This window comes from Geobacillus proteiniphilus, from assembly GCF_001908025.1.
In the GTDB taxonomy this organism is placed as follows: domain Bacteria; phylum Bacillota; class Bacilli; order Bacillales; family Anoxybacillaceae; genus Geobacillus; species Geobacillus proteiniphilus.
Genome location: NZ_MQMG01000043.1, coordinates 1 through 26,206, shown reverse-complemented (window position 1 = coordinate 26,206; position 26,206 = coordinate 1). Strand labels below are relative to the sequence as shown.

Below are 26,206 nucleotides of genomic sequence, written 5' to 3'. Positions count from 1 at the left end.
TCCATTTCGAGCAAGCGCTCACCGGCCATCTGTCGTTATGGCCGGAACTTATGAAGAGAAGGGGAGATTGAACATGACAGTAACCCGTGGTTTAGAGGGAGTTGTGGCCACAACTTCAAGCATCAGTTCGATCATCGATGACACGTTGACGTATGTCGGTTATGACATTGACGATTTAGCCGAAAACGCTTCCTTCGAAGAAGTCATTTATTTGCTTTGGCATCGCGAACTGCCGACGAAAGAGCAGCTTGAGGAATTAAAGAAACAGTTGGCGGAAAACGCTGAAATTCCGAATGAAATCATTGAACACTTCAAGCTGTATCCGATTGACAAAGTGCATCCGATGGCTGCTTTGCGCACCGCGGTATCGCTTCTCGGCTTGTATGACGAAGAGGCGGATGTCATGACGAAAGAGGCGAACTATCGGAAAGCGATTCGCCTGCAGGCGAAAATCCCGACGATCGTCACCGCCTTCGCCCGCGTGCGCAAAGGGTTGGAACCGGTTGCGCCGCGCAAAGATTTGAGCTTTGCCGCCAATTTCTTGTACATGTTGACCGGTAAAGAACCAGACGACATTGCTGTGGAAGCGTTCAACAAGGCGCTCGTGTTGCATGCTGACCACGAGTTGAACGCGTCGACGTTCACGGCGCGCGTCTGCGTAGCCACGCTGTCCGATATTTATTCCGGAATCACCGCGGCGATCGGCGCCTTGAAAGGGCCGCTTCACGGCGGAGCGAACGAAGCGGTGATGAAAATGTTGACGGAAATCGGCACGGTCGACAACGTCGAGCCATACATCCGCGCCAAGCTGGCCAACAAAGAAAAAATTATGGGCTTTGGCCATCGCGTCTACCGAAAAGGCGACCCGCGCGCCAAACATTTGAAAAAAATGTCGGAAAAACTGACGAAGCTCGTCGGCGAGCCGCATTGGTATGAAATGTCGACGAAGATTGAAGAAATCGTCACATCGGAAAAAGCGCTGCCGCCGAACGTTGACTTTTATTCCGCCTCGGTTTACCATTGTTTAGGAATCGATCATGATTTGTTTACGCCGATTTTTGCCGTCAGCCGCACCTCTGGATGGTTGGCCCACATTTTGGAGCAATATGACAACAACCGTCTCATCCGTCCGCGCGCCGAGTACACCGGCCCGGGCAAACGGGCGTACGTGCCGATCGACGAGCGCGGCTAACTAAGTGAACAAGGCGGTGAAGGCGAGCCTTCACGCCTTTTCAATAAAACATCGCATTGGGGGGTTTACACGTGACGCAAGGGGAAAAAATTACGGTCACTAATGGTGTGCTCAACGTTCCAAACCATCCGATCATCCCGTTCATCGAAGGGGACGGAACCGGCCCGGACATTTGGGCGGCCGCTTCGCGCGTGCTCGAAGCAGCGGTGGAAAAAGCGTACAAAGGCGAGAAAAAAATCGTCTGGAAGGAAGTGCTTGCTGGTGAAAAAGCGTACAAGCTGACGGGCAACTGGCTTCCGGATGAGACGCTCGAGACGATCCGCGAATACATAATCGCCATTAAAGGGCCGTTGACAACGCCGGTCGGCGGCGGCATCCGCTCGCTGAACGTAGCGCTCCGCCAAGAGCTCGACCTGTTTGTCTGCCTGCGCCCGGTCCGCTACTTCCCAGGCGTTCCGTCGCCGGTGAAACGCCCGGAAGACACCGATATGGTCATCTTCCGTGAAAACACGGAAGACATTTACGCTGGCATTGAATATGCCAAAGGCACGCCGGAAGTGAAAAAAGTGATCGACTTTTTGCAAAACGAAATGGGCGTGCGCAAAATCCGCTTCCCGGAAACGTCCGGCATTGGCATTAAGCCGATTTCCGAACAAGGGACGAAGCGGCTCGTGCGCGCGGCGATCAACTACGCGATCGAACACGGCCGTAAGTCGGTGACGCTCGTTCATAAAGGGAACATTATGAAATTCACCGAAGGCGCGTTTAAAAACTGGGGTTATGAATTGGCGGAGGAAGAATTCGCCGACAAAGTGTTCACATGGGCGCAATACGACCGAATCGTTGAAGCGGAAGGCAAGGAAGCGGCGAACAAAGCGCTTGCTGATGCGGAAGCGTCCGGCAAAATCATTATCAAAGACGTCATCGCTGACATCTTCCTGCAACAAATTTTGACGCGTCCACGAGAGTTTGATGTCATCGCGACGATGAACTTAAACGGCGACTATATCTCGGATGCCCTCGCAGCCCAGGTAGGCGGCATCGGCATCGCTCCGGGAGCGAACATCAACTACGAAACCGGTCACGCCATTTTCGAAGCGACGCACGGCACGGCGCCGAAATATGCGGGGCTCGATAAAGTCAATCCGTCGTCCGTCATCCTATCTGGCGTGATGATGTTTGAGCATCTCGGTTGGAACGAAGCAGCGAAATTGATCATCAAAGCGATGGAGAAAACAATCGCCGCGAAAATCGTCACGTATGACTTCGCCCGCCTGATGGAAGGGGCGACAGAAGTGAAATGTTCGGAATTTGCTGATGCGCTCATCCGCAATATGGACTAACCTTTGAAAGAAAGGGATGGCAAACGATGGCGATGAAACGAAAAAAAATCTCGGTGATCGGCGCCGGATTCACGGGGGCGACGACGGCGTTCCTTTTGGCGCAAAAAGAGCTCGGCGACGTCGTGTTGGTCGATATTCCGCAGCTTGAGAACCCAACGAAAGGGAAGGCGCTCGATATGCTCGAGGCAAGCCCGGTGCTCGGCTTTGACGCGAACATCATCGGCACGTCGGATTACGCTGACACAGCCGATTCCGACATTGTCGTCATCACGGCAGGCATCGCCCGCAAACCGGGCATGAGCCGCGACGATTTGGTGACGACGAACCAAAAAATTATGAAGCAAGTGACGAAAGAAGTCGTCAAATATTCGCCGAACTGCTACATCATCGTCTTGACGAACCCGGTTGATGCGATGACGTATACGGTCTTCAAAGAGTCCGGGTTCCCGAAAAACCGTGTCATCGGACAGTCGGGCGTCTTGGATACGGCGCGCTTCCGCACGTTCGTCGCTCAAGAGCTGAACATTTCGGTAAAAGATGTCACTGGGTTTGTTTTAGGCGGCCATGGCGACGACATGGTGCCGCTCGTCCGCTACTCGTACGCCGGCGGCATTCCGCTCGAAAAACTCATTCCGAAAGATCGTTTGGACGCCATCGTTGAGCGGACGCGCAAAGGCGGCGGTGAAATCGTCAACCTGCTCGGCAACGGCAGCGCCTACTACGCACCGGCCGCGTCGTTGGTCGAAATGGTCGAGGCGATTTTGAAAGACCAGCGCCGCATTTTGCCGGCAATCGCCTATCTTGAAGGCGAATACGGCTATGAAGGCATTTATTTGGGCGTGCCGACGATCCTCGGCGGCAACGGCATCGAGAAAGTGATCGAGCTCGAGCTGACCGAAGAGGAAAAAGCGGCGCTCGCCAAATCCGTCGAATCCGTCAAAAATGTCATGCGTATGTTGGAATAGTGGCGAGGCAAAAATTCGGGCGTTGCCCGGATTTTTGCCCACAGTCAATGAAAGCGCTTTCTAGACAACAAAGGGGTGGAAACATGTTGAAAAAACGGAAGCTCGGGAGACGGATCGGGGAAATTCAAGCGGGGGAAAAGCTCGTGTTCCAAGCCGCCATCGAAGATAAAGATTTGCTTCTTTATCTTGGGCTGACGGATGATGCCAATCCGCTCTATATCCAGCACGATTATGCTTCGCAGACGCCGTTTGGAAAACCGGTCGTTCCGCCGGTCATGTTGACGGGGATGATCACTTCCGCGGTCTCCAAATATTTGCCGGGCCCGGGCAGCTACATTACGCGGCAGGATCTTCGCTTTCTCCGCCCAGTTTATCATTATGAAACGCTCGAATTTTTGCTGGAAGTCGCCGATGTCGATGAGGCGGGCCATTGCGTGACGTTGTCCGTCATGGCGACGCGCGGTGCGGAGACGGTGCTGGAAGGGGCGTTGTCTGTTTGTCCGCCGCATACGTTGCCGCGCCTAGACGGGCGCGTGCTCGAGAACTTTTAACGGATTTCCGAAAGAAGTCCCCCACTTCGAAACAAAGGGGAAGTTTCATGCCGCTTTCCGCCAAAAGAAGCCAACGAAACGCGAGGGTCAGTTTTCCGCGGGCGACCTGTCCGCAGGAAAACTCCTTTTTTCTTTTTTGTCCGAATCAAGGCGTCAATTGTGGTATCATAAAGGCAGAAACCATTGGACGGGATGGAGGAGCGGCATGGGACGAAAAATTTTAGTTGTCGATGACGAACAGCCGATTGTGACTCTGTTGTCGTACAATTTGGAGAAAGCCGGATTTCACGTCGTGACCGCTCACGATGGCGAAGAGGCGCTCGTGAAAGTAGCGTCCGAACAGCCGGCGCTCATCATTTTGGACTTGATGCTGCCGAAGCTTGACGGCGTTGATGTGTGCAAGCGGCTTCGCCAGCAGCAAATCATGACGCCGATTTTAATGTTGACGGCTCGCGATGATGAATTTGACAAAGTGCTTGGCCTTGAGCTTGGCGCCGACGACTATATGACGAAGCCGTTCAGCCCGCGCGAAGTCATTGCACGCGTCAAGGCGATTTTGCGCCGCACGGAGATCGTTCAGCCGGCGGCTGAATCGAGCGAGCGGCTTGTTGTTGGCGAGCTGGAAATTTTTCCAGAACGCTATGAAGCAACGATCGGCGGCAAGCCGCTTGAGCTGACGCCGAAAGAGTTTGAGTTGCTCCTTTATTTGGCTCGCCATAAAGGGCGGGTGTTGACGCGCGACCAGCTGCTCAGCGCTGTGTGGAACTACGAGTTTGCCGGTGATACACGCATTGTCGACGTCCATATCAGTCACTTGCGCGAGAAGATCGAAACCGATACGAAAAAACCGATGTACATTAAAACGGTGCGCGGCCTTGGCTACAAGTTGGAGGAACCGAAGCGGCATGAATAGCTTCCGCACCCGCCTTTTGTTTTGGCTCGTGACGCTCATCGCCGCGGTGTTGATCGCCCTCGGGCTTTTGCTCGGGCAATTGCTGAAAGATTTTTACGCCGAGACGATGAACAAACGGATGGAAAAAGAGGCCCAAGCGCTTGCGATTTTGCTTGAAAATGAACCGCTCGAGCAAATCCGCGCCGATTTGCGGGAAATGGGGAATGAGCTGTCGTCCCGCATCACCGTGCTCGATAAAGAAGAACGGGTGCGGTTTGACAGCGGTCGCGTCGCGGCGATCAGCGACAAAGACCATGAGCGCATCGTCCGAATGATTTTGCGCAAAAAGCAGTTTCCCCGTTTTTCCGTGATTGAAAAAACAAACGACGTCTATTACTACATCGTCCCGTACGAGCGCGGTGAACGGAGCGGGTACGTCGTTTTAAGCACGCCGACGAGCTCACTCCAAAAAGTAAACGAGCAAATTTGGGGGGTGCTCACGAGCAGCCTCGGGATGGCGCTCGTTGTCATCATCGCCCTCGTCTGGAAAATCGCCAATCAATATATGAAGCCGATTGAAGAAGCGACGAAAGTGGCGTTTGAGCTGGAAAAAGGCAATTACGCCGCCCGTGTGCCCGATGGTGAATATAACGAGGCCGGGATGCTTGTGCGCTCGATCAACCGGCTGGCCCGCCATTTGCAGGAGATGAGCCGGGCGCGGGAAATTCAGACCGATCGGCTTCACACGCTCATTGAAAACGTTGGCAGCGGGCTGTTGTTTATTGACCACCGTGGACATATTTCCCTCATCAACCGGGCGTTCCAAATGCAGTTTCATATCGATCCGTCCGCCTGCCTGTACCGTCCGTACGCCGATGTGCTGCCGCACCGCGACATCGTCCGGTTTATCGATGATATTTTCATCACCGAAACGACGATGCGTCGACATATGCGGCTGACGATTGGCATCGAGCGGAAACATTTCGATGTATACGGGGCCCCGATCATCGGCACGAACGCCGAATGGAAAGGGATTGTCGTCGTGTTTCACGACATTACGGAGCTGAAGCGTCTTGAGCAAATCCGCAAAGACTTTGTCGCTAACGTTTCGCACGAATTGAAAACGCCGGTGACGTCCATCAAAGGATTCGCCGAAACGCTATTGGATGGTGCCATGAAGGATGAAGCGGCGCTCGAACATTTTTTGACCATCATCTTAAAAGAAAGCGAACGGTTGCAAACGCTCGTTGAGGAACTGTTGGACTTGTCGAAAATCGAGCAACACGGGTTTCAGCTGCAACTCGAAGACGTGGATATCGCTCAAGTCATCGCCGAAGCGGCTGCTGTGTTTCGCCAAAAAGCGGCGGAAAAACAAATTGATTTGCATATCGAATCGCCACCCGGGCTTGTCATCCGCGGTGACAGAAATCGGATGAAGCAAATTTTGCTGAACTTGCTCGCCAACGCCATCACGTATACGCCGGAGCGCGGACGGGTCGCCGTCGAGGCGGAAGAGACGGAAAACGAAGTGTTGATTCATGTGAAAGACACCGGCATCGGCATTGAGGAAAAGGAAATCCCGCGCATTTTTGAGCGTTTTTACCGCGTCGACAAGGCGCGCAGCCGCGATTCCGGCGGAACGGGGTTGGGCCTGGCGATTGTGAAACATTTGGTTGAGGCTCACCACGGATATATTACCGTAGCGAGCAAAGTGGGGCGCGGCACCGTGTTTACGATCCATTTTCCAAAGCCGGGGCGGTAGCCGGCCTCTTTTTTTATCATCTCCAACTGAGAAGCCCCCCATTTCTCAGCGTGAGCGTAAGTGGGGGATGAATCGGCGCCTCCCATCATGGTGGGAGAGCGTTTCAAGGCAAGCCGCAGGCATGATAGAACAAGGAGCATCCGAGGAGGGATGAAATTGAAGAAAAAGCTGGTCTTAATCGACGGCAACAGCGTGGCGTACCGCGCCTTTTTCGCCTTGCCGCTGCTGCATAACGACAAAGGCATCCATACGAACGCCGTCTACGGGTTTACGATGATGTTGAACAAAATTTTGGCCGAAGAAGAGCCAACCCATTTGCTTGTGGCGTTTGATGCTGGGAAAACGACGTTTCGGCATGAAGCGTTTCAAGAGTATAAAGGCGGGCGCCAGCAGACGCCCCCGGAGCTGTCGGAGCAGTTTCCGCTGTTGCGCGAGTTGCTGAAAGCGTATCGCATCCCTGCCTATGAACTCGACAACTACGAAGCGGACGATATTATCGGAACGCTTGCCGCCCGCGCCGAGCAGGAAGGGTTTGAGGTGAAAGTCATTTCCGGCGACCGCGATTTAACCCAGCTCGCCTCCCCCCATGTGACGGTGGACATTACGAAAAAAGGGATTACCGATATCGAACCGTACACGCCGGAGACGGTCCGCGAAAAATATGGCTTAACCCCGGAACAAATCGTTGATTTGAAAGGATTGATGGGCGACAAGTCGGACAACATTCCTGGGGTGCCGGGCATTGGGGAAAAGACGGCGGTCAAGCTGCTCAGGCAATTCGGCACGGTCGAAAACGTGCTCGCCTCCATTGACGAGATCAAAGGCGAAAAGTTGAAAGAAACGCTGCGCCAACACCGCGATGTGGCGCTTTTAAGCAAAAAGCTCGCCGCCATTCGCCGCGACGCCCCGGTCGAGCTCTCGCTTGATGACATCGCCTATCAAGGTGAAGACCGTGAGAAAGTGATCGCTTTATTTAAAGAGCTTGGGTTTCAATCGTTTTTAGAGAAAATGGATTCGCCGTCACCAGAAGAGGAAAAACCGCTTGCGGAGATGGCATTCACGCTTGCTGACCGCGTGACGGAGGAGATGCTTGCCGACAAGGCGGCGCTTGTCGTTGAGGTGGTCGAGGAAAATTATCATGATGCGCCGATCGTCGGCATCGCTGTGGTCAACGAACATGGACGGTTTTTCCTGCGCCCGGAGACGGCGCTTGCCGATCCGCAGTTTGTCGCCTGGCTTGGTGATGAAACGAAGAAAAAAAGCATGTTTGACTCAAAGCGCGCGGCAGTCGCCTTGAAATGGAAAGGAATTGAGCTATGCGGCGTTTCCTTTGATTTATTGCTGGCCGCCTATTTGCTTGATCCGGCGCAAGGTGTTGATGATGTGGCTGCCGCAGCAAAAATGAAGCAATACGAAGCGGTGCGGCCGGATGAAGCGGTGTATGGCAAAGGGGCGAAGCGGGCCGTGCCGGATGAGCCAGTGCTCGCCGAGCATCTCGTCCGCAAGGCGGCGGCGATTTGGGCGCTCGAACGGCCGTTTTTGGATGAGTTGCGCCGCAACGAACAAGATGGGTTGCTCGTCGAGCTCGAGCAACCGCTGGCAACGATTTTGGCGGAAATGGAATTTGCCGGGGTGAAAGTGGATACGAAGCGGCTCGAACAGATGGGCGAAGAGCTCGCGGAGCAGCTGCGTACGGTCGAGCAGCGCATTTATGAGCTCGCCGGCCAGGAGTTCAACATCAATTCTCCGAAACAGCTCGGCGTCATTTTATTTGAAAAACTGCAGCTGCCGGTCTTGAAAAAAACGAAAACCGGCTACTCCACTTCGGCGGATGTGCTTGAAAAACTTGCGCCTTATCACGAGATCGTGGAAAACATTTTGCATTACCGCCAGCTTGGCAAGTTGCAGTCGACGTATATTGAAGGATTGCTGAAAGTCGTGCGACCCGATACAAAGAAGGTGCATACGATTTTCAATCAGGCGCTGACGCAAACCGGACGGCTCAGCTCGACGGAGCCGAACTTGCAAAACATTCCGATTCGGCTTGAGGAAGGACGGAAAATTCGCCAAGCGTTCGTGCCGTCGGAGCCCGACTGGCTCATTTTCGCCGCCGACTACTCGCAAATTGAGTTGCGCGTCCTCGCCCATATTGCTGAAGATGACAATTTAATTGAAGCGTTCCGCCGCGATTTGGATATCCATACGAAAACAGCGATGGACATTTTCCATGTGAGCGAGGACGAAGTGACGCCCAACATGCGCCGTCAGGCGAAGGCGGTCAACTTTGGGATCGTTTACGGGATCAGTGATTACGGCTTGGCGCAAAACTTAAATATTTCGCGCAAAGAGGCGGCTGAATTCATCGAGCGCTACTTTGCCAGTTTTCCGGGCGTGAAGCGGTATATGGAAAACATTGTGCAAGAAGCGAAACAGAAAGGGTATGTGACGACGCTGTTGCATCGGCGCCGCTATTTGCCGGATATCACGAGCCGCAACTTCAACGTCCGCAGCTTCGCCGAGCGGACGGCGATGAACACGCCGATTCAAGGGAGCGCCGCTGACATTATTAAAAAGGCGATGATCGATCTGAACGCCAGACTGAAGGAAGAGCGGCTGCAAGCGCGCCTTTTGCTGCAAGTGCATGACGAGCTCATTTTGGAGGCGCCGAAAGAAGAGATGGAGCGGCTGTGCCGGCTCGTTCCGGAAGTGATGGAGCAAGCGGTCACACTTCGCGTGCCGCTCAAAGTCGATTACCATTATGGCTCGACGTGGTATGACGCGAAATAAAAGGCGGCCTTGGCGCGAAACGGCCGGCGCCTCATGGAGAATCTTTCTCTCGGCGGATGGACCGGCGTCAATGCGAAAGCGTCGGCTGGAACGATGCAGGAAAACGGAGGAAAGGGGGGATAACCATGCCGGAATTGCCGGAGGTGGAAACGATCCGTCGTACGCTTTTGCCGCTTGTGGTCGGCAAAACGATTGAGGACGTGCGCATCTTTTGGCCGAACATCATCCGCCATCCGCGAGACCCCGAGGCGTTTGCGGCAAGAATGATCGGACAGACGGTGCGTGGTTTGGAACGGAGAGGGAAATTTTTAAAATTCCTGCTCGACCGCGATGCGCTCATTTCCCATTTGCGCATGGAAGGGCGCTATGCCGTCGCTTCTGCCCTCGAGCCGCTCGAGCCGCATACGCACGTCGTGTTTTGCTTCACGGACGGCAGCGAGCTTCGCTACCGCGACGTGCGCAAGTTCGGAACGATGCACGTTTATGCCAAAGAAGAAGCTGACCGCCGGCCGCCGCTTGCTGAGCTTGGACCGGAGCCGCTTTCCCCGGCGTTTTCCCCGGCCGTATTGGCGGAGCGGGCAGTGAACACGAAACGGTCGGTCAAGGCGCTGCTCCTTGACCAGACGGTCGTGGCTGGGTTTGGCAATATTTATGTCGACGAATCGCTGTTTCGCGCCGGCATTCTTCCCGGACGGCCGGCTGCCTCGCTCTCCGGCAAAGAGATCGAGCGCCTGCATGAGGAAATGGTGGCGACGATCGGCGAGGCGGTCATGAAAGGGGGAAGCACGGTGCGTACGTACGTGAACACGCAAGGCGAGGCCGGCACGTTTCAACATCATTTGTACGTGTATGGCCGCCAAGGCAAGCCGTGCAAACGATGCGGCACGTCGATTGAAAAAATAGTCGTCGCCGGCCGCGGCACGCATTATTGCCCGCGCTGCCAGCGCTAGGCGGCGCATAAAAAGGAGAGAGGTTCCATGACGTTGACGATCGGACTGACCGGCGGGATCGCCAGCGGCAAAAGCACGGTGAGTGCGATGATGCGCGAGCTCGGCCTTCCGGTCATTGACGCTGACGAAGCGGCGCGCGCCGTCGTCCGACCGGGGGAAGACGCCTACCGACAGATTGTCGCCGCCTTCGGTCCGGACATTTTGCAGACAAATGGAGAGATCGATCGGGCGAAACTCGGGGCGATCGTGTTCAACGACGAAGAAGAACGGAAAAAGCTAAACGCCATCGTTCACCCGGCGGTGCGTCGGAAAATGTTGGCGGAGAAAGAAGCGCTCGTCCGTTCCGGGGCGAAAACGGTTGTATTGGACATTCCGCTTTTATTTGAAAGCGGATTGACATCCTGGGTCGATAAAGTGCTCGTCGTGTATGTTGACGATGACATCCAGCTTCGCCGGCTGATGGCGCGGAACGGGTTCACTGAGGAAGAAGCGCGCGCCCGCATCCACGCCCAATGGCCGCTGGCGGAAAAAATGAAACGGGCCGATGCGGTCATCAACAATAACGGAACGAAAGAAGAGACACGCCGTCAGCTGTTGGCCATTTTGAAACAATGGGACGCCTTGGAAAAATAGGCGTCTTTTTTGTTCACTTTCAGTTATTTTGTTCTCCACATTCCCTAAAAATATGATATACTATTTATGTGAGTATGTGAAAATAGTATAACATATATGAGGGGAGAACAAAGTGAATGAAGGCGAAAGTGGCGATTAACGGTTTCGGACGAATCGGACGGATGGTGTTCCGGCGCGCCATCAATTCTCCTGATCTCGACATTGTGGCGGTGAACGCCAGCTATCCGCCGGAAACGTTAGCCCATTTAGTGAAATATGACTCAAACCACGGCAAGTTTGAAGGTGAGGTCATCGCTTTGGAAGATGGCCTGCTCGTCAACGGCAAAAAAGTGAAGCTGTTAAACTCGCGCGACCCGAAGCAGCTGCCGTGGAAAGAGCTTGATATCGATATTGTGATTGAAGCGACCGGCAAATTCAACGACCGCGAAAAGGCGAGCCTTCACCTTGAGGCAGGGGCGAAGCGCGTCATTTTAACCGCCCCGGGCAAAAATGAAGATGTGACGATCGTCGTTGGCGTCAACGAGCATATGCTTGACATCGACCGCCATTTCATCATTTCGAACGCCTCGTGTACGACAAACTGTTTGGCTCCGGTCGTCAAAGTGCTCGATGAAGCGTTTGGGATTGAAAACGGCCTGATGACGACGGTTCACGCGTATACGAACGACCAAAAAAACATCGACAACCCGCATAAAGATTTGCGCCGCGCCCGCTCATGCGCGCAGTCGATCATCCCGACGACAACGGGAGCGGCGAAAGCGCTTGGCCTAGTGTTGCCGCATTTAAAAGGGAAGCTTCATGGCATGGCGCTCCGCGTCCCGACACCGAACGTATCGCTCGTCGACTTGGTCGTCGACTTGAAGCGCGATGTGACGGTTGATGAGGTGAACGAGGCGCTCATCCGCGCTGCCAACGGCCCATTGAAAGGCATTTTGGATTTCACGATGGAGCCGCTTGTATCGATCGATTTCAATACGAATCCGCATTCTGCGATTATCGACGGCCTGTCGACGATGGTGATGGAAGGGCGAAAAGTGAAAGTGCTCGCTTGGTATGACAATGAGTGGGGCTATTCGTGCCGCGTCGTTGATTTAGCCCATCTTGTCGCGGCCAAAATGAATGAGCGTCTCAGCGTCAATGCGTAACGGACACGCCGCCTTGGCGGCGGTCCGATGTGAAGCGCGCCGCCCGCGCTATGGCTTTTGCGATCCGCACAAACGGATCGGGCCACAGCGCGGGCGTGGGCGCTTTTTCTCTTTTTTATGCAAAAAAATTAAAAAAGCCTGTTGCAAAAACCCCCTAAACAAAGTATACTATGTCTCGTGAACTTCTTAACGGCAAGGGTAATGTGACTACTTAAAGGGTTAGGACCTCTTAGGACTAACTTTCCCCCGTGGTAGTTATACATGCCATTTTGCAACTCACCTTCTGTTTTTTATTTGTTTGAGAAAATTGGTTCAAAGGGGGATTCTTTTCATGGACACGATGGGTCGTCACGTTATCTCGGAACTTTGGGGATGCGACTTTGACAAACTGAATGATATTGATTTTATTGAAAAAACGTTCGTTGACGCCGCGTTAAAGTCGGGAGCGGAGATTCGCGAAGTGGCGTTCCATAAATTCGCTCCGCAAGGCGTAAGCGGGGTCGTCATTATTTCGGAATCGCATTTGACGATTCATACGTTTCCCGAACACGGCTATGCGAGCATTGATGTGTATACATGCGGCCATTTAGACCCGACGATTGCCGCCGATTACATCGCAGAAATGCTGGGCGCGCAAACGCGGGAAACGATTGAACTTCCGCGCGGCATGCGCCCGATCGAAGTGAAAAAGGCGCAGGCGCTGTAATTGGATAATGATGAAACCGAAAGGAGCGTAAGCGAAACGCTCCTTTTTTTGCGCCCTCGGCGGTACAACGGCGGCGAAAATCATGGTATGATGGAGGAAAAAGAATGACTAGGGAGACGTGGCAATGAGCATGTGGAAATCACTGAAATACGCCTTCACAAACCATTGTGAAACGCGGGAAAATCATGAAGACGAAGAGTTAAGGAGCCATTATTACAAAGCGACGAACCGCGCCGTCATCGATGCGGTCAAAGAGCTGCTCTCGTCGTTGCCCGGCGCCGAGCTCGTTTCTGTTTCCGAAGAGCGCGGCGAAATTTGTGCGCAAACAAAGCGCGGCAAAAAGTTGTTCATCGTCGCTACCGTCATTTCCGTGCGGCCGTTTGAAACAGCGGTCGACTTTTCCGCGACGACGGAGACGAAGCTATTGCCGGTTGATTTTGGGCATAGCCGGGCGGTCATTCTCGATTTGTACCGGAAGCTCAACGCCCGCCTGCCCTATATCGGTTCCGGACTGAACAGCTAACTATATCTTGTCTGCTTTCGTCCATTCCGGTATGATAGAAAATAAGAAGATCAACGGAGTGGATGTTATGCGATGTCCTTCATGCCATCATCAAGGTACGCGCGTGCTTGACTCGCGCCCAGTTGAAGAGGGTCGTTCGATCCGCCGCCGGCGGGAGTGCGAACAGTGCCATTATCGGTTTACGACGTTTGAGCGGATCGAGGAGCCGCCGCTGATTGTCGTGAAAAAAGAGGGAACGCGCGAAGAATTCAGCCGGGAGAAAATTTTGCGCGGCTTGATCAAAGCGTGCGAGAAGCGGCCGGTGGCGCTCGAGGAGCTTGAAAAAGTGACGCAGGAAATTGAGCGCGAACTGCGCAATCAAGGCGTCTCGGAAGTGAAAAGCGAAACGATCGGCGAAATGGTGATGGAGCGCCTGTCACACATCGATGAGGTGGCTTATGTCCGCTTCGCTTCCGTCTATCGGCAGTTTAAAGATATTAATGTGTTCATTGAAGAACTGAAAGAGTTGATCAAAAAAGGGCAGCGGTAAAAAGGGCTTTGGCGTTAGGCGGCAAGCCCTTTTTTCAACGTCTTTTCGGCAGGAAAGGAGAGAGCCGGTTTGAAACGAATACGGCGGAATGGAAGGTCGGAGCGATGCAACACCATTGGAAAGAGCTGATTGCTGTCGACCGTTATACCGTGCAAAGCCGTGGGGTGTTGCATGAGGTGGACCGTAAAGTGCTGACGCTGCTTTACCAGCCGCTCATCGGCTGCCGGGCGTTGGCGCTTTATATGACGCTTTGGGGGGAGCTTGAGCTGCTTGACGGCCAGGAAGCGACCCATCATCGGCTTATGGCGCTCATGCAGTGCGGACTGCCGGACATTTACAGCGAACGGTTGAAACTCGAAGGAATCGGGCTGCTCGACACATACGTCCACGCTCCAGAGGCGGATGAACCGAAGCTGTTTCTTTATGAGCTGCGTCCGCCGCTGGCGCCAGACCAGTTTTTCCGCGACGAGATGTTGAGCGTTTTTTTGCACCGGCAAGTCGGCCGCCACTTGTTTATCCAGCTGAGCAACTTTTTTGCCCGTCCGTCCATTGATGAAACGAAATTCACCCAGGTGACGCGGTCGTTTTCCGACGTGTTTTCGGCCGTGCCCGCTGAACAAATCGTCGCTGGCCTCAGCGAAGAAGCCGGGCCCGAGCTGCTTGAAGGGAAGGATCACATCAGGCGGGATGAGGCGTCGTATGTGCTCGATGATGATGTATTCGACTTTGAGCTGTTTTTTGCCGGCCTGTCCAAGCAGCTTGTGCCGCGCCGGGCTGTGACAGCGAAAGTGAAGGAAGCGATTAAAAAGCTGGCGTTTTTATACGGCATTCCGCCGCTTGAGATGCAAAAACTGGTCCTTGGCGTCATCGATCCGGCCTATCATATCGATATTGACGCGTTGCGCCGGGCGGCGCGCGAATGGTATGAGCTCGAACATGGCGGTGTCGAGCCGCGCCTCGTCGAACGAGTGCAGCCGCTCGCCTACCGGACGATGGAAAACATCGAACCGCGCACAAAAGAGGAGCAACTAATGAAACAGCTGGAAACAATTTCCCCGCGCCAGCTGCTGAAAGAGATTTCAGGCGGCGCTGAGCCGTCGCTTGCTGATTTGCAGTTGATCGAAGACATTATGTTCCAGCAGCAGCTGCTCCCCGGAGTTGTCAACGTGCTCATTTATTATGTCATGCTCCAGACGAATATGAAGCTGTCGAAAAAATACGTAGAAAAAATCGCCAGCCATTGGGCGCGCAAAAAGGTGAAAACCGTGAAGGAAGCAATGGAACTGGCGAAAGAAGAGGCGAAAACATACCAAAACTGGGCGAACGAAAAGGAAAAAGGGACGCGGACGGTGCGCAAAGTCGTGCGCACGGAAATCGTCCCGGACTGGCTGAACATGGATTACAGCCAGCCGGATGATGATGATTTTGACGTCGAACAGGCGCGCAAAGAGCTTGAGGAACGGCTGAAAAAATACCGTGATGAATCATAGAGGGAAAAGCCATGGAACGAGTAAACCACCTGTTGCAGCGGTTGCTTGGCAATCAACGGTTTAAACAACGCTACGAACAAATGAAACGCTACATTTTGGAGCATCCGGACGTGCAGCCGTTTTTGCGGGCGCACGAACGGCAATTGTCGGCCGATGCGGTTGACCGCAGCTTGATGAAGCTGTATGAGTTCATCGAGCAGCACGGGAATTGCCGCCAATGTCCGGGCCTTGAGCGATGCAACAACATGCTGCCGGGGTACCATCCAAATTTGGTGGTCAACGGTGGAAGGATCGACGTTGAGTACGACCGCTGCCCAAAAAAAGTGCAGCATGACGAGCGAAAACGGCAAGAGTCGCTCATTCAAAGCATGTTCATGCCGCGCGAAATCTTGCGTGCTTCGCTCTCTGACGTCGATCTCAATGACGATGGGCGGATCAAAGCGATCCGATTTGCCGAGCGGTTTGTGGCGGAATACGAGCCAGGGAAAAAAATGAAAGGCTTGTATTTGCACGGATCGTTTGGGGTGGGCAAAACGTATTTGCTCGCCGCGATCGCCAACGAGCTGGCGAAGCGAAACGTTTCGTCGCTGATCGTCTACGTGCCCGAGCTGTTTCGTGAGATGAAACATTCGCTTCAAGACCAGACGATGAACGAAAAGCTTGATTATATCAAAAAAGTGCCGGTGCTGATGCTCGATGACCTTGGGGCGGAGGCGATGTCAAGCTGGGTGCGCGATGATGTGTTTGGCCCGATCTTGCAATACCGGATGTTTGAAAACTTGCCGACGTTTTTCACGTCGAACTTTGATATGCAGCAGCTCGCCCACCATTTGACGTATTCGCAGCGCGGCGAAGAAGAGAAGGTGAAGGCGGCGCGCATTATGGAGCGAATCCGCTATTTGGCCTACCCCATTGAAATTACCGGGCCGAACCGCCGCGAGCAAAATATATAAAGGCGATTTGAAACGTTACCGTTTGCAGCTTTTGAATAAGCAGGCATCGATCGACTGTCGGGCGACCGAACAACGCCGCTTCCAGCCCCGCGCATGGGTCTGTGAAGCAGGTGGTTGTTCGGTCTTCCGTCACGCTTAGGCATGACTCGAAGGCAAGCCACCGGCTTGCCTTCGACAGTCGAGAACATCGACAAACGACTTTTTCATCAAGGATATGTTACACTTTTTCGCTTCATCCATAATAGATAGAGGCCATTGGATGTCGTTTTTACAGAGCCAACCGGCGTCCTGTTGTCGGATGCCGGTTTTTTGTTTCGCCATGAGCGCACGAAACGCCGCTAAGCTTTGTGGTTTTTTAGTCTAAACAGCCCGTTGTCCCCATATATATAAACCAAGCATTCCTTTCGGGCTAAAGGGGGGGACAGCGGGTGATCGAAATCCATTTTGACGAGGCAAGCGAGGCGGAAAAATTGGTTGGGTTGCTATATCACCGGCAACCGGATGACGGTCCGCTGTTTCATGCCGCTTATGACGGGAACAAAACCGTGGCGGTTTACATACAGGGCGAGGAGAAGCGTGTGCTTGAGGAGCATATCATCCCAGCTATGACGGCGTTTATGCAGGAGGTGATGGAAGAACGGCTGCTGTTATCCATCATTGCCAATGTTTTTTATTTCCGCGACGTCGAAGAACAGCAGCAAATTTTGGCCCTCGCTCATTCGTTTTTGGACGGAGAGCGGCGCGATTACCGGAAAAGCGCGGCGTTTGCCGCCTCGCGCACCGTGATGTTGCGCGACGCTTTTGCCTCCTTTTTGCGCGACGGCTTGTCGTTTTCGTTTTCTTCGTTCGTTACGTTCCGGTTAAAGCCGTATATGGAGCGCCTCCAACATTATGTCGAGCTGGCGATTGATGAATACAAGCTGGAGCAGGAATATCAAAATTTTGTGCAAATGCTGCGAGACTGCCTGGCTGGTCGGACGCCGCAATGGCCGCGCCTGTATTTGGTGCACGATCCGCCGCACTTCGTATTTTACGACAGCGAGCGGCGGGAGCTGTCGGCGGCGGAAGTGAGACAGTTGATCGACCGCCATCTCGTCTTCAGCCAGCCGATGTATATTGATGCATCGGTGCTCGCTCCGCTTGTCTCGCTCGCTCCGGCGGAAATTGAGCTGTACACCGATCATCCGGATGACGGCATGGTGCAGACACTGCAAAACGTGTTTCAAGAACGGTTGATCGTCTGCCGCCGCGCCGATTTTTCCCGCTTGTTTGCCGCCAACGCTGGAAATGGGGGAGAAGCTTGATTTTTCCTGCTGTTTTCGCTATAATGTCGTCATGAATGATGAATACAAGCGATGACGAGGACATGGGTGCATTTTTACGGTTTCCAGAGAGGGAAGGCAGCGGCTGGAACCTTCCTAACACGAAAAATGCACTTACCCCCTCAGAGCTGCGGCAGCGAACGCAACGCCCAGTAGTTGCCGCCGGTGGACGACCGTTATTCTTGTTGAGCCATGGCATGGCGAGGCACTGCTATGGGAAGAAGGGTGGAACCACGATGAAAACTCGTCCCTTTAGGAGGGAGGAGTTTTTTTATTTTTCCATTTTCATCATCATGACAAAGGAGTGATTGCCGATGCCAGACGTCATTCGCATCACGTTCCCAGATGGGGCGGAAAAGGAGTTTCCGAAGGGGACGACGACGGAAGACATCGCTGCCTCGATCAGCCCGGGGCTGAAGAAAAAAGCGATCGCCGGCAAACTGAACGGCCGGTTCGTTGATTTGCGCACGCCGCTTCACGAAGATGGCGAGCTTGTCATCATTACCCAAGACATGCCGGAGGCGCTTGACATTTTGCGCCATAGCACCGCCCACTTAATGGCGCAGGCGATCAAGCGGCTGTATGGCAACGTCAAGCTCGGCGTCGGTCCGGTCATTGAAAACGGCTTTTACTATGATATCGACATGGAGCATAAGCTGACACCGGACGACCTCCCGAAAATCGAAGCGGAAATGCGCAAGATTGTCAAAGAAAATTTGGACATCGTCCGCAAAGAAGTGAGCCGCGAAGAAGCCATCCGGCTGTATGAAGAAATCGGCGATGAGTTGAAGCTCGAGTTGATCGCCGATATTCCGGAAGGCGAGCCGATTTCGATTTATGAGCAAGGCGAGTTTTTCGACCTTTGCCGCGGCGTGCACGTGCCGTCGACTGGAAAAATCAAAGAGTTCAAGCTGCTCAGCATCTCGGGGGCCTACTGGCGCGGCGACAGCAACAACAAAATGCTGCAGCGCATCTACGGCACGGCCTTTTTCAAAAAGGAAGACTTGGATCGTTATTTGCGCCTGCTTGAAGAAGCGAAAGAGCGCGACCACCGGAAGCTCGGCAAAGAGCTTGAGCTGTTTACGACATCGCAAAAAGTCGGACAAGGCTTGCCGCTATGGCTGCCGAAAGGGGCGACGATCCGTCGCGTGATCGAACGGTACATCGTCGACAAAGAAGTGGCGCTCGGATACGATCATGTCTACACGCCGGTGCTCGGCAGCGTTGAGCTGTACAAGACATCGGGCCATTGGGACCATTACAAAGAAAACATGTTCCCGCCGATGGAGATGGACAACGAAGAACTTGTGCTTCGTCCGATGAACTGCCCGCACCATATGATGATTTACAAAAGCAAGCTGCACAGCTACCGCGAGCTGCCGATCCGCATCGCCGAGCTCGGCACGATGCACCGCTATGAAATGTCTGGAGCGCTTACCGGCCTGCAGCGCGTCCGCGGCATGACGCTCAACGACGCCCACATTTTCGTGCGCCCGGACCAAATCAAAGACGAGTTCAAGCGCGTCGTCAACTTGATTTTGGAAGTCTATAAGGATTTCGGCATTGAGGAATACTCGTTCCGCTTGTCTTACCGCGATCCGCATGACAAAGAAAAATATTACGACGACGATGAAATGTGGGAAAAAGCCCAACGCATGCTGCGGGAAGCCATGGACGAGCTCGGCCTCGACTACTACGAAGCGGAAGGGGAAGCGGCGTTTTACGGGCCGAAGCTCGATGTGCAAGTGCGCACGGCGCTTGGCAAAGACGAGACGCTCTCGACGGTGCAGCTTGACTTCCTGTTGCCCGAGCGCTTTGATTTGACGTACATTGGCGAGGATGGGAAGCCGCATCGTCCGGTCGTCATCCATCGCGGCGTCGTCTCGACGATGGAGCGGTTTGTCGCGTTCCTCATCGAGGAGTATAAAGGCGCGTTTCCGACATGGCTCGCCCCGGTTCAAGTCAAAGTGATCCCAGTGTCGCCGGAGGCGCACCTCGATTACGCGTATGACGTGCAGCGGACGCTGAAAGAACGCGGCTTCCGCGTCGAAGTTGACGAGCGCGACGAAAAAATCGGCTATAAAATCCGCGAAGCGCAAATGCAAAAAATCCCGTACATGCTCGTTGTCGGCGATAAAGAGGCGGCCGAGCGGGCGGTCAATGTCCGTCGCTATGGCGAAAAAGAAAGCCGGACGATGGGGCTTGACGAGTTTATTGCCTTGCTCGCTGACGATGTGCGGGAAAAACGGACACGATCCGCGCAATCGGCGGGTTGAAACCTCGATGAGACGAACCATTGCAAATTTTCTCTTGCCAATCGGGCGGACATCCGTTATAATGGAGTTCGTTGTGTTTATCAAGATCTGCTCCTTGACATGCCATCGCCAAGGTGGTATAGTTTATAAAGTGGAATGATTGCTTGTTTGTAACGAAAGCAGAAGCACCCCGCTTCTCACCTGACCGACGCCAAGACGGCTGTTGGCAGGTTGTTACGGTTCGTCAATGCGAGTGTAAGGACGTACTGCGCGGGTGCTTTGTGCATCTGCGCTTTTTTTTGGCTGGAAGTGGGGCTCTGCTGGCAAACAAGCCAGTCGGAAAAAACCTTGGAGGTGGCTCATTATTAGCAAAGATTTTATTATCAACGAACAAATTCGTGCCCGTGAAGTGCGCTTGATCGACCAAAACGGCGAACAGCTTGGCATCAAGTCGAAGCAGGAGGCGCTTGAGATTGCGGCAAGACGCAACTTGGATCTTGTGCTTGTCGCGCCGAACGCCAAACCGCCCGTTTGCCGCATCATGGACTACGGCAAATTCCGCTTCGAGCAGCAGAAGAAAGAGAAAGAAGCACGCAAAAAACAAAAAGTGATCAACGTCAAAGAGGTGCGCCTCAGCCCGACGATCGAGGAGCATGACTTCAACACGAAGCTGCGCAATGCGCGCAAGTTTTTGGAAAAAGGCGATAAAGTGAAGGCGACGATCCGCTTTAAAGGTCGGGCGATCACCCATAAAGAAATCGGGCAGCGCGTCCTTGACCGCTTCTCGGAAGCGTGCGCCGACATTGCCGTTGTCGAAACGGCGCCGAAAATGGACGGGCGCAACATGTTTTTAGTGCTCGCACCGAAAAACGACAACAAGTAAGGAGGAACCTGCGATGCCAAAAATGAAAACTCACCGCGGCTCGGCGAAACGGTTCAAAAGAACGGCCAGCGGCAAATTAAAACGCGGTCATGCCTATACGAGCCACTTGTTTGCCAATAAAACGAAAAAACAAAAGCGTCATCTCCGCAAAGCGACGCTTGTCTCGCCTGGCGATTTCAAACGCATCCGCCAAATGCTTGACAACTTGAAATAACGACCGACTATAGGAGGGAACGATTATGCCACGCGTAAAAGGTGGACCAGTGACGCGCAGACGTCGCAAAAAAGTGTTAAAACTCGCAAAAGGCTATTTCGGCGCGAAACACGCATTATATAGAGTCGCGAACCAACAAGTGATGAAATCGCTCATGTATGCGTATCGCGACCGCCGTCAACGGAAGCGCGACTTCCGCAAACTGTGGATCGCCCGCATCAACGCGGCGGCCCGCCAAAACGGCTTGTCCTACAGCCGTTTGATGCACGGCTTGAAGCTGGCCGGCGTGGAAGTGAACCGGAAAATGCTCGCCGACTTGGCGGTGAACGATCAAGCCGCGTTCGCCCAACTCGCCGACTTGGCGAAAGCGAATTTGAATAAATAACAACGATGGCCATCCTTGATCAGGGTGGCCATTTTCTTATCAAGGAAAGGGATCGATATGGTACAATACGGGATAGTGATCAATCTTCTCGCTTTTTTCGTGATGGGGGTCGACAAATACAAGGCGAAGCGCCGCCGCTTTCGCACCGCCGAGCGGACGCTTTGGCTGCTGGCGTGGTTGGGCGGAGCTCTGGGGGCAATGGCAGGCATGTACATATTTCACCATAAAACGCGCCATCGGGCTTTTCGCTATGGCTTGCCGCTGTTGGCAGCGGCGGAGCTGTTTCTCTATTGGCGATGGATGAGGTAGAAAGGGGAGGAGAGAATGAATTGGCCTTTGCTTTACGATATGCAGCGCACGTTGGATCGGCGCATTGAAACGGAGCATGGCTTGATGGAAGAAGATTTGTTTGCGCGCAAGCAGCTCGCCTTTCTTGTTGAATTAGGCGAACTCGCGAATGAGACGCGCTGTTTTAAATTTTGGAGCATCAAACCGCCCGCGCCAGCCGAGCGGGTGCTTGAGGAATATGTCGACGGCTTGCATTTTTTATTGTCGCTCGGGCTGGAGTGCGGCTTGTTTTATGAAGAAAACGAAGCTCCGTCGGCGGGACGGCCGCTTGTCGAGCAGTTTCTTGCCGTGTTTCGCGCCGCCGAGCGGTTCGGGGAGACGAGAGCGCGAGCGGAATATGATGCGCTGTTTACGGAGTATTGGCGGCTTGGCGCGGCGCTCGGTTTTTCTTCTGACGACATCGAGGCGGCGTATCGGCGGAAAAATGAAGTGAACCACAAGCGGCAAAACGAGCGCTACTGATCTTTTTTTCGGGTGGCGAATGATTCATTTTGCCAATCGTCAGCCTTTTCAAGTATAATAAAAAAGTGGACAAAACCGGAAAGGGGTGCCAAGATGGCGAAGTTGGACGAAACGTTGACGATGCTGAAAGCGCTGACCGATGCGAAAGGCGTCCCGGGCAATGAGCGGGAAGCGCGCGACGTGATGAAGACATACATAGCTCCGTATGCGGATGAAGTGACAACGGATGGCCTCGGCAGCTTGATCGCCAAAAAAGAAGGGAAATCGGGCGGGCCGAAAGTGATGATCGCCGGCCATTTGGATGAAGTCGGCTTTATGGTGACGCAAATCGACGACAAAGGATTCATCCGCTTCCAAACGCTTGGCGGATGGTGGAGCCAAGTGATGCTCGCCCAGCGCGTGACGATCGTGACGAAAAAAGGCGACATCACCGGCGTCATCGGTTCGAAGCCGCCGCACATTCTGCCGCCGGAGGCGCGCAAAAAACCGGTGGAAATCAAAGATATGTTCATCGACATCGGCGCGACAAGCCGCGAGGAAGCGATGGAGTGGGGCGTCCGCCCGGGCGATATGATCGTGCCGTATTTTGAATTTACGGTATTGAACAATGAAAAAATGCTGCTCGCGAAAGCATGGGACAATCGGATCGGCTGTGCGGTCGCCATCGATGTGCTCAAGCAGCTGAAAGGCGTCGACCATCCAAACACGGTATACGGCGTCGGCACGGTGCAGGAAGAAGTCGGCTTGCGCGGCGCGCGCACGGCCGCCCAGTTCATTCAGCCAGATATCGCGTTTGCTGTTGACGTCGGCATTGCCGGCGATACGCCGGGCGTTTCGGAAAAAGAAGCGATGGGCAAACTCGGCGCCGGCCCGCACATCGTCTTGTACGACGCAACGATGGTGTCGCACCGCGGCTTGCGCGAATTTGTCATCGAAGTGGCGGAAGAGCTGAACATTCCGTACCATTTTGACGCCATGCCAGGCGGCGGTACGGACGCGGGAGCGATTCACTTAACCGGCATCGGCGTTCCATCGCTCACGATTGCCATCCCGACGCGCTACATCCACTCGCACGCCGCCATTTTGCACCGCGACGACTACGAAAACACGGTCAAGCTGCTTGTTGAGGTGATCAAACGGCTTGACGCCGACAAAGTGAAACAACTGACGTTTGACTAATGAAAGCACCGGCCGATTCGGCCGGTGTTCGTCATTGTTTAACCGCCTGCTCGAGTGTCGTGAGCATCATGTCTTTTTGCTGCTCATTGGCATGCGTCCAAATGGCTTCAAAGAGGACGCCGAGGCCGGGCAAATATTTTTCCTCGCCCCGTTGGATCGCGTCTTCGATCGTATGTTCCAGCTGGTCTTTCGAGTTGTTGGCGACGTTGTGCATAATGGCTTTCCGCAAGTTCAAATCCATCTGTCTCACCTCGTTGGCCGTATTGTACACCGTTATCGTTTGCCAATGGCGGCGGATTTATGCATCGGCGGTCGAAGCCGTTGCGCTTGCCAGACTATGGTATAATGAAGGCAAAGATCTTGGAAACGAGGGAAGAGAGGATGGCGGCTCAAACGAGATATGGATTAGAGCGAGCGGTGTTTCGCCAGCTGATTCATCTGTTTCAGCGTTACGCCGATGCCATTGAAGAAGTGATTTTGTTTGGTTCAAGGGCGAGAGGCGATGATAAGAAAACGTCGGATATTGATATAGCCATCAAATTTAGAAAATCAAAAGATTTGTTGCACCGTCTGCAATCGGATTTGGATGAATTGCCCATCATTTATCGGATCGATCTTATTGATTATGATGAGATCGGCAACGAGCGGTTAAAAACAGCGATTGACAAGGAAGGGAAAACGATTTTCCAAACGAATGAGCGTGGGAAGGTGATGGTCACAATGAGCCGGCTGATGGATCGATTTTACGATTTCGAACGGGCGCTCGCCAAACTCCGGCAAAGTGCCGCAAGAGACGCGCAAACGGATGACCTTGTTGTCGATGCGACCATTCAACGATTTGAATTCACGTACGAACTGGCGTGGAAATGGATGAAACTTTATTTGGAGTATCAAGGATACTCCGAAGTGACGAGCCCAAGAAAAACGATTCGCGAGGCGTTTCGGGAAGGGTTGATTCAAGACGGAGAGACATGGCTTCGCATGCTGGAAGACCGCAACCGGACGTCCCATACGTATGATGAAGAAACTGCGATGGACATTTATGAACGCATTCGCACACACTATATCCCGCTGTTTGACCGCTTGCTTGACGAAATGAAGCAACGGCTTGACTCATCGACATGAGCGGCTGATGGGCAGACGACAAGAGATGGCGATTAGCCGTATGGGGAAAGCAGTCACGGCTTGGTCTTGGGCGTGAGGCTCACATTTTTGCTATAATCAAATGAAGAAACTTGACGCATGAGGTGACGACACAATGGAAAAAGCGACATTCGCCGGCGGCTGCTTTTGGTGCATGGTGACGCCGTTTGAGGAGCTCGATGGCATTTACGGCATCGTCTCCGGCTATACAGGGGGACATGTGGAAAATCCGACATACGAGCAAGTGAAAACCGGCACGACCGGCCACTACGAAGCGGTGCAAATCACCTTCGACCCGGACGTCTTTTCGTATGAGCGGCTCTTGGAGTTGTATTGGTGCCAAATCGATCCGACCGATGACGGCGGCCAGTTTCACGACCGCGGGCCGCAATACCGGACGGCGATTTTTTACCATAACGAAAAACAGCGCCAGCTCGCCGAGCAGTCAAAGCGGGCGTTAGAAGAAAGCGGGCGCTTCTCGAAGCCGATTGTGACGAAAATTTTGCCGGCGACGACGTTTTACCCGGCTGAGGAGTATCATCAAAACTATCATAAGAAAAATCCGGAGCATTACAAACAAGACCGCGCCGCGTCCGGGCGCGATGAGTTTATCGCCAAACATTGGGGGACGAAACGGTGAAGCGGATCGAATCGCCGAAAAATGCGCGCGTCAAACAATGGAAAAAGCTGCTGACAAAAAAAGGGCGCGACGAGACCGGATTGTTTTTGCTTGAAGGGTTTCATCTTGTCGAAGAGGCCATAAAAAGCAACGCGCCCCTTGTCGAGCTGATTGTCGAAGAGCAAACGGCCGTCCCGCCCGGCTGGAACGTCACTGACGTCCCGGTTGTGATTGTGACTGAAACGGTGATGAAAGCGATCAGCAGCACGGAGACGCCGCAGGGCATCGCCGCGGTGTGCCGGCAGCTGTCGACCGAGCTGAGGGGCGTGAAGACCGCCTTGCTTATTGACGCCGTGCAAGATCCGGGCAATCTCGGCGCAATGATCCGCACCGCCGATGCCGCTGGGATCGATGCCGTCATCCTCGGCGAGGGATGCGCCGACTTGTACAATCCGAAAGTTGTGCGGGCGACGCAAGGGTCGCTGTTTCACCTTCCGGTTGTCAAAGGCGATCTGGCACAATGGATCGCGCGTTTCAAGGAGCAGGGCATTCCGGTGTACGGCACCGCCTTGGAGAACGCCGTCGATTACCGCACCGTTCCACAATCGTCTTCGTTCGCCTTGCTCGTCGGCAATGAAGGAAGCGGCGTCCGGCGCGAGCTGCTCGAGATGACGACGGAAAATATCTATATCCCCATCTACGGCCAAGCCGAGTCGCTGAACGTCGCCGTTGCGGCCGGAATTTTGCTTTATTCCTTGCAGGCGGTGCGGTAAAATAGAATCGAAAATCAATCGGACAAGGGGGCGGAGACGGATGGATGGCGAACTGCGGGCGTTATTGAACGCTGTGCTTGAGCGTCTTGATGTTCAAGGGGCCTACATCGAACAAATGCGCATGGATATCGTCAAGCTGCAAGGAAGCGTGAAACAACTCGAAGACAAAGTCGATCGCATCCAAAGTGATGTTGAGGCGATG

General features: G+C 53.7%; 27 protein-coding genes and 1 other annotated feature. Of the genes, 26 read left to right on the top strand and 1 reads right to left on the bottom strand.

The features are described 5' to 3' along the window. Positions 1-73: 73 nt before the first annotated feature. The 23 genes from citZ to BRO54_RS13905 all read left to right on the top strand — a co-directional run bounded on the left by citZ (position 74) and on the right by BRO54_RS13905 (position 23,469). Entirely contained in the window at positions 74-1,192 is a 1,119-nt protein-coding gene (gene citZ, locus BRO54_RS14015; protein WP_074044342.1) for a citrate synthase, read from the top strand. 71 nt (positions 1,193-1,263) lie between these two features. Then, on the top strand, positions 1,264-2,535 hold the full coding sequence (gene icd / locus BRO54_RS14010; RefSeq protein ID WP_074044341.1) for an NADP-dependent isocitrate dehydrogenase: 1,272 nt from the start codon (positions 1,264-1,266) through the stop codon (positions 2,533-2,535). Between the two features lie 26 nt (positions 2,536-2,561). Further along, on the top strand, positions 2,562-3,500 hold the full coding sequence (gene mdh, locus BRO54_RS14005) for a malate dehydrogenase (RefSeq protein WP_074044340.1): 939 nt from the start codon (positions 2,562-2,564) through the stop codon (positions 3,498-3,500). Positions 3,501-3,583: 83 nt separating this feature from the next. Next, the gene (locus tag BRO54_RS14000) at positions 3,584-4,051 is read left to right on the top strand and encodes a MaoC/PaaZ C-terminal domain-containing protein (protein ID WP_074044339.1); all 468 of its coding nucleotides are present in this window, start codon (positions 3,584-3,586) and stop codon (positions 4,049-4,051) included. Between the two features lie 205 nt (positions 4,052-4,256). Further along, on the top strand, positions 4,257-4,964 hold the full coding sequence (locus BRO54_RS13995) for a response regulator transcription factor (protein ID WP_011232206.1): 708 nt from the start codon (positions 4,257-4,259) through the stop codon (positions 4,962-4,964). Then, positions 4,957-6,705, top strand: a complete 1,749-nt coding sequence (gene pnpS, locus BRO54_RS13990) for a two-component system histidine kinase PnpS (protein WP_074044338.1) — start codon at positions 4,957-4,959, stop codon at positions 6,703-6,705. The genes BRO54_RS13995 and pnpS overlap by 8 nt, the downstream gene beginning before the upstream one ends. Before the next feature lie 150 nt (positions 6,706-6,855). Then, entirely contained in the window at positions 6,856-9,492 is a 2,637-nt protein-coding gene (gene polA / locus BRO54_RS13985; RefSeq protein ID WP_074044337.1) for a DNA polymerase I, read from the top strand. Between the two features lie 125 nt (positions 9,493-9,617). Then, positions 9,618-10,442, top strand: a complete 825-nt coding sequence (gene mutM, locus BRO54_RS13980) for a DNA-formamidopyrimidine glycosylase (protein ID WP_074044336.1) — start codon at positions 9,618-9,620, stop codon at positions 10,440-10,442. A gap of 27 nt (positions 10,443-10,469) precedes the next feature. Further along, on the top strand, positions 10,470-11,075 hold the full coding sequence (gene coaE, locus BRO54_RS13975) for a dephospho-CoA kinase (protein WP_074044335.1): 606 nt from the start codon (positions 10,470-10,472) through the stop codon (positions 11,073-11,075). A gap of 116 nt (positions 11,076-11,191) precedes the next feature. Further along, entirely contained in the window at positions 11,192-12,220 is a 1,029-nt protein-coding gene (locus BRO54_RS13970) for a glyceraldehyde-3-phosphate dehydrogenase (protein WP_074044334.1), read from the top strand. Positions 12,221-12,551: 331 nt separating this feature from the next. Then, positions 12,552-12,926, top strand: a complete 375-nt coding sequence (gene speD, locus BRO54_RS13965) for an adenosylmethionine decarboxylase (RefSeq protein WP_011232199.1) — start codon at positions 12,552-12,554, stop codon at positions 12,924-12,926. Positions 12,927-13,050: 124 nt separating this feature from the next. Continuing rightward, positions 13,051-13,449: an aminotransferase class IV gene (locus tag BRO54_RS13960; protein WP_074044333.1), complete on the top strand. Its 399-nt coding sequence runs from the start codon at positions 13,051-13,053 to the stop codon at positions 13,447-13,449. Positions 13,450-13,516: 67 nt separating this feature from the next. Then, entirely contained in the window at positions 13,517-13,978 is a 462-nt protein-coding gene (nrdR, locus tag BRO54_RS13955) for a transcriptional regulator NrdR (protein WP_013144522.1), read from the top strand. Positions 13,979-14,082: 104 nt separating this feature from the next. After that, positions 14,083-15,468 (top strand): replication initiation and membrane attachment family protein, encoded by a 1,386-nt coding sequence (locus tag BRO54_RS13950; RefSeq protein WP_074044350.1) that lies wholly within the window; start codon positions 14,083-14,085, stop codon positions 15,466-15,468. A gap of 11 nt (positions 15,469-15,479) precedes the next feature. Continuing rightward, positions 15,480-16,421, top strand: coding sequence for a primosomal protein DnaI (gene dnaI / locus BRO54_RS13945; RefSeq protein WP_013144524.1), 942 nt, complete (start codon positions 15,480-15,482; stop codon positions 16,419-16,421). Positions 16,422-16,849: 428 nt separating this feature from the next. After that, a complete protein-coding gene (gene ytxC, locus BRO54_RS13940; protein WP_074044332.1) occupies positions 16,850-17,725 on the top strand; it encodes a putative sporulation protein YtxC in 876 nt (291 codons plus the stop codon). A 332-nt stretch (positions 17,726-18,057) separates the two neighbouring features. Continuing rightward, positions 18,058-20,019, top strand: coding sequence for a threonine--tRNA ligase (gene thrS, locus BRO54_RS13935; protein WP_074044331.1), 1,962 nt, complete (start codon positions 18,058-18,060; stop codon positions 20,017-20,019). A 150-nt stretch (positions 20,020-20,169) separates the two neighbouring features. Continuing rightward, positions 20,170-20,303: a sequence feature (ribosomal protein L20 leader region), on the top strand. Positions 20,304-20,359: 56 nt separating this feature from the next. Next, positions 20,360-20,881, top strand: a complete 522-nt coding sequence (infC, locus tag BRO54_RS13930) for a translation initiation factor IF-3 (RefSeq protein ID WP_074044349.1) — start codon at positions 20,360-20,362, stop codon at positions 20,879-20,881. Positions 20,882-20,894: 13 nt separating this feature from the next. Further along, a complete protein-coding gene (gene rpmI, locus BRO54_RS13925; protein ID WP_074044330.1) occupies positions 20,895-21,095 on the top strand; it encodes a 50S ribosomal protein L35 in 201 nt (66 codons plus the stop codon). Positions 21,096-21,120: 25 nt separating this feature from the next. After that, positions 21,121-21,480 carry a 50S ribosomal protein L20 gene (rplT, locus tag BRO54_RS13920; protein ID WP_011887944.1) on the top strand — a complete coding sequence of 120 codons (360 nt, stop codon included), beginning with the start codon at positions 21,121-21,123 and terminating at the stop codon, positions 21,478-21,480. Between the two features lie 57 nt (positions 21,481-21,537). After that, a complete protein-coding gene (locus tag BRO54_RS13915; RefSeq protein WP_074044329.1) occupies positions 21,538-21,789 on the top strand; it encodes a DUF1294 domain-containing protein in 252 nt (83 codons plus the stop codon). Positions 21,790-21,804: 15 nt separating this feature from the next. Next, entirely contained in the window at positions 21,805-22,290 is a 486-nt protein-coding gene (locus BRO54_RS13910) for a dUTP diphosphatase (protein WP_074044328.1), read from the top strand. Positions 22,291-22,383: 93 nt separating this feature from the next. Further along, a complete protein-coding gene (locus tag BRO54_RS13905; RefSeq protein ID WP_074044327.1) occupies positions 22,384-23,469 on the top strand; it encodes a M42 family metallopeptidase in 1,086 nt (361 codons plus the stop codon). Between the two features lie 31 nt (positions 23,470-23,500). Here BRO54_RS13905 and sspI read toward each other — a convergent pair whose 3' ends face one another. Then, positions 23,501-23,710 carry a small acid-soluble spore protein SspI gene (sspI, locus tag BRO54_RS13900; RefSeq protein ID WP_074044326.1) on the bottom strand — a complete coding sequence of 70 codons (210 nt, stop codon included), beginning with the start codon at positions 23,708-23,710 and terminating at the stop codon, positions 23,501-23,503. Between the two features lie 140 nt (positions 23,711-23,850). On the opposite strand from sspI, the gene BRO54_RS13895 reads away from it, so the two are divergent. The 3 genes from BRO54_RS13895 to BRO54_RS13885 all read left to right on the top strand — a co-directional run bounded on the left by BRO54_RS13895 (position 23,851) and on the right by BRO54_RS13885 (position 26,004). After that, the gene (locus BRO54_RS13895) at positions 23,851-24,594 is read left to right on the top strand and encodes an HI0074 family nucleotidyltransferase substrate-binding subunit (protein WP_074044325.1); all 744 of its coding nucleotides are present in this window, start codon (positions 23,851-23,853) and stop codon (positions 24,592-24,594) included. Positions 24,595-24,727: 133 nt separating this feature from the next. Next, positions 24,728-25,252 carry a peptide-methionine (S)-S-oxide reductase MsrA gene (gene msrA / locus BRO54_RS13890; protein WP_074044324.1) on the top strand — a complete coding sequence of 175 codons (525 nt, stop codon included), beginning with the start codon at positions 24,728-24,730 and terminating at the stop codon, positions 25,250-25,252. Next, positions 25,249-26,004 (top strand): TrmH family RNA methyltransferase, encoded by a 756-nt coding sequence (locus BRO54_RS13885; protein ID WP_074044323.1) that lies wholly within the window; start codon positions 25,249-25,251, stop codon positions 26,002-26,004. The genes msrA and BRO54_RS13885 overlap by 4 nt, the downstream gene beginning before the upstream one ends. Positions 26,005-26,206: the final 202 nt, after the last annotated feature.

Excerpts from the sequence above, each read along its gene's own strand:
- citZ (WP_074044342.1), top strand. The coding sequence starts at position 74 with ATGACAGTAACCCGTGGTTTAGAGGGAGTTGTGGCCACAACTTCAAGC.
- mdh (WP_074044340.1), top strand. The coding sequence starts at position 2,562 with ATGGCGATGAAACGAAAAAAAATCTCGGTGATCGGCGCCGGATTCACG.
- BRO54_RS14000 (WP_074044339.1), top strand. The coding sequence starts at position 3,584 with ATGTTGAAAAAACGGAAGCTCGGGAGACGGATCGGGGAAATTCAAGCG.
- BRO54_RS13995 (WP_011232206.1), top strand. The coding sequence starts at position 4,257 with ATGGGACGAAAAATTTTAGTTGTCGATGACGAACAGCCGATTGTGACT.
- pnpS (WP_074044338.1), top strand. The coding sequence starts at position 4,957 with ATGAATAGCTTCCGCACCCGCCTTTTGTTTTGGCTCGTGACGCTCATC.
- polA (WP_074044337.1), top strand. The coding sequence starts at position 6,856 with ATGAAATTGAAGAAAAAGCTGGTCTTAATCGACGGCAACAGCGTGGCG.
- mutM (WP_074044336.1), top strand. The coding sequence starts at position 9,618 with ATGCCGGAATTGCCGGAGGTGGAAACGATCCGTCGTACGCTTTTGCCG.
- coaE (WP_074044335.1), top strand. The coding sequence starts at position 10,470 with ATGACGTTGACGATCGGACTGACCGGCGGGATCGCCAGCGGCAAAAGC.
- BRO54_RS13970 (WP_074044334.1), top strand. The coding sequence starts at position 11,192 with ATGAAGGCGAAAGTGGCGATTAACGGTTTCGGACGAATCGGACGGATG.
- speD (WP_011232199.1), top strand. The coding sequence starts at position 12,552 with ATGGACACGATGGGTCGTCACGTTATCTCGGAACTTTGGGGATGCGAC.
- BRO54_RS13960 (WP_074044333.1), top strand. The coding sequence starts at position 13,051 with ATGAGCATGTGGAAATCACTGAAATACGCCTTCACAAACCATTGTGAA.
- nrdR (WP_013144522.1), top strand. The coding sequence starts at position 13,517 with ATGCGATGTCCTTCATGCCATCATCAAGGTACGCGCGTGCTTGACTCG.
- BRO54_RS13950 (WP_074044350.1), top strand. The coding sequence starts at position 14,083 with ATGCAACACCATTGGAAAGAGCTGATTGCTGTCGACCGTTATACCGTG.
- dnaI (WP_013144524.1), top strand. The coding sequence starts at position 15,480 with ATGGAACGAGTAAACCACCTGTTGCAGCGGTTGCTTGGCAATCAACGG.
- thrS (WP_074044331.1), top strand. The coding sequence starts at position 18,058 with ATGCCAGACGTCATTCGCATCACGTTCCCAGATGGGGCGGAAAAGGAG.
- rpmI (WP_074044330.1), top strand. The coding sequence starts at position 20,895 with ATGCCAAAAATGAAAACTCACCGCGGCTCGGCGAAACGGTTCAAAAGA.
- rplT (WP_011887944.1), top strand. The coding sequence starts at position 21,121 with ATGCCACGCGTAAAAGGTGGACCAGTGACGCGCAGACGTCGCAAAAAA.
- BRO54_RS13915 (WP_074044329.1), top strand. The coding sequence starts at position 21,538 with ATGGTACAATACGGGATAGTGATCAATCTTCTCGCTTTTTTCGTGATG.
- BRO54_RS13910 (WP_074044328.1), top strand. The coding sequence starts at position 21,805 with ATGAATTGGCCTTTGCTTTACGATATGCAGCGCACGTTGGATCGGCGC.
- BRO54_RS13905 (WP_074044327.1), top strand. The coding sequence starts at position 22,384 with ATGGCGAAGTTGGACGAAACGTTGACGATGCTGAAAGCGCTGACCGAT.
- sspI (WP_074044326.1), bottom strand. The coding sequence starts at position 23,710 with ATGGATTTGAACTTGCGGAAAGCCATTATGCACAACGTCGCCAACAAC.
- BRO54_RS13895 (WP_074044325.1), top strand. The coding sequence starts at position 23,851 with ATGGCGGCTCAAACGAGATATGGATTAGAGCGAGCGGTGTTTCGCCAG.
- msrA (WP_074044324.1), top strand. The coding sequence starts at position 24,728 with ATGGAAAAAGCGACATTCGCCGGCGGCTGCTTTTGGTGCATGGTGACG.